Below are 2,384 nucleotides of genomic sequence, written 5' to 3'. Positions count from 1 at the left end.
CCCGCGCCGACCCGGTTGGGGGCGAAGGTCTTGCCGTTCTCCTTGACGTCCGAGCCCGCAGAGTTCATGACCGCGGCCTTGACCTCCTCGGTGGTCCAGTCCGGGTGGGCCTGGCGGACGAGGGCGGCGATGCCGGTGGTGTGCGGGGCGGCCATGGAGGTGCCGCTGATCACCAGGGTGCCGTTGCCGGAGCCGACCAGCGCCGAGGCGATGGTGTCGCCGGGAGCGGCCACGTCCGGCTTCACGACCGGGCCGCGCACGCCGCGCGAGGTGAACGCGGACGGGGTGTCGGCGATCTTCTGGTCGTAGGTGGGCAGCGAGGTGCGCAGGTCACCGGCCTGGCGCACGGACAGGGTGCCCGCCGCGAGGGCCGGGCGCAGCGCCGAGGTGGCGGTGCCGGTGAACTGGAACACCGGGATGGCGGCGTTGCCCGCGATGCCCGCGTTGAAGTTCTCCAGCGCCGAGGTGAACAGCGCGCCCACCGCGCCCGCGGCGGTGGCGTTGTTGGCGCGGGCGCCGGAGCCGCAGCGGCGGGTGGCGTCGACGTCGTCCCACTCCAGCCACACGAACTTGCCCGCCACGGCGGCGGCGTCGGCGGCGCTGAACGGCTGGCAGCCGTCCAGGTTGGACGGGTCGGTCAGCGCGAGAACGGGCTTGGTCTGGTCGTAGCCCGCGTAGTCGAAGTTCTGGCTGTACTGGCCGGCCTGCTTGGCCCCGTTGGCCTCGGCGGCGTCGCGCAGCACGAAGGCGTCGCGGGTGCTGGCCACGGTCAGCGCCTCGGGGGTGCTGCCGGGCGAGCCGCCGATGTCGTACAGGTCGCCGCCGTTGCCCGCCGAGAACACGGTGAGCACGCCCGCGGCGTTGAGCTTGCGCACGAACAGGCTGTCGGGGTCGTCCGGGGCGCCGTAGTCGGAGCCCAGGGACAGGTTGACCACGTCGAGGTGGTCGGTGAAGTCGCCGTCGCCGTCGGGGTCGAGCGCCCAGTCGAGCGCCTGCGCGGTGACGTTGGTGGAGCCGTCGCAGCCGAAGACCTTCAGCGCGTACAGCAGCGCCTTCGGGGCGGTGCCGGGGCCGATCCGCATCGCGTCGAGCTGCTCGCCGGAGAGCGTGGTGTAGTCACCGGTGAAGGTGCTGCCGTCGGCGTTGACGCCGAAGCCCGCCGCGGTGCCCGCCACGTGCGTGCCGTGGTCGTTGCAGTCGAGGGGGTTCGGGTCGGGCTTCGGGGTGCTCAGCGCGGGGTCGTCGCTGCCGCCGTCGTAGGCGTCGCCGACGAAGTCGTAGCCGCCGACCACCTTGGCGGTCGGGAAGTACGAGGCGTCCACGACGTTCGGGTCGATCGCCCGGTACGCCTCGGGCGTGCCGGGACCGGCGAACGCGGCGTGCGTGTAGTCGATGCCGGTGTCGATGATGCCGACGCGGGTGCCGTCGCCGAGCTTGCCGTACTGCTGCCACGCCTTGGCCGTGTTGGTCAGCTGCACGGCGCTGGAGTTGGTGCGGGTCTTGGGCACCACGGTGCGGATGGACTTCACGTCCGACCGGGACGCCAGCTCGCGCACCTTGGCCGCGTCGGCGGTGACGACCACGCCGGGCACGCCGTTCGCGGTGCGGAACAGCTCCTTGGTGCCGGAGTCCTTGGCCCGCAGGTCGCCGACGACCTGGTCGGTGACCTTGGTGGTCTCGCCCTTGGTGGCCTTGGCGGCCTCCTTGGCCTGCTGCTTGCTCGCGCCCTGGCCGGTCTTCTCGGTGAAGGTGTCGACGGCGGGCTTGGCCTCCAGCTCGACGAACGCGGTCACCGCGCCCTTCGCCGAGGCCAGGCGACCGGCCACCTTGGTCTGGAGCTTGGCGGCGTCCAGGCCCCTGGCGGGTTTCACGGACGGCGTGGTGGCCTGCGGACCCTCCGCCGCCAGCGCCGCGCCGGACAGGGAGCCGGTGAGCAGGACCGCGGCGAAGACCGGGATCACTGCCTTCCTGGCTCGGTTGGTGGAACGACTCACGACTTGCCCCTACCGAGGCCGGTACGACCTTGGCGGGCAGCGCGGAGCACTGAGGGGGGACACCACCGGCGGGCCGGGGTGGGCCGACTGCGCACCGAGTAGGGACTGCCCGCGTGGTGCCGCGCCCTCTACGGCACCGGGTCAACCTCGTTGAGGGAACCTAATCGGTATACGTAGCCAGACAATTACTCCATGCGAGTGGTGGCACTCACGGTTTTCCCCGGCAACGGTCAAATGAGACGGATCAAGCCGGTGAACGGGGGGTTCGGCCACCCGTTCGGTTTTCCCCCGGACGTGCGGAAGGGCCGACCGCCGGAGCCGTCCGGCCGTGGGGTACCCCCGGGTTGGGGCCCCCCGGGGGGGGCGGCCAGCGCCGAGCGGCGCCGCGGG

The 2,384-nt window shown here is 72.4% G+C and carries 1 protein-coding gene; it reads right to left on the bottom strand.

The window, feature by feature from the left end; genetic code table 11:
• The coding region (locus tag ACTUAL_RS02430; protein WP_440899120.1) for a S8 family serine peptidase at nucleotides 1–1,961 on the bottom strand (1,961 nt) is incomplete at its 3' end.
• Nucleotides 1,962–2,384 lie beyond the last annotated feature (423 nt).

The sequence above is a fragment of the Actinosynnema sp. genome (genome assembly GCF_052038725.1).
This window is presented reverse-complemented; position numbering and strand designations above follow the sequence as displayed.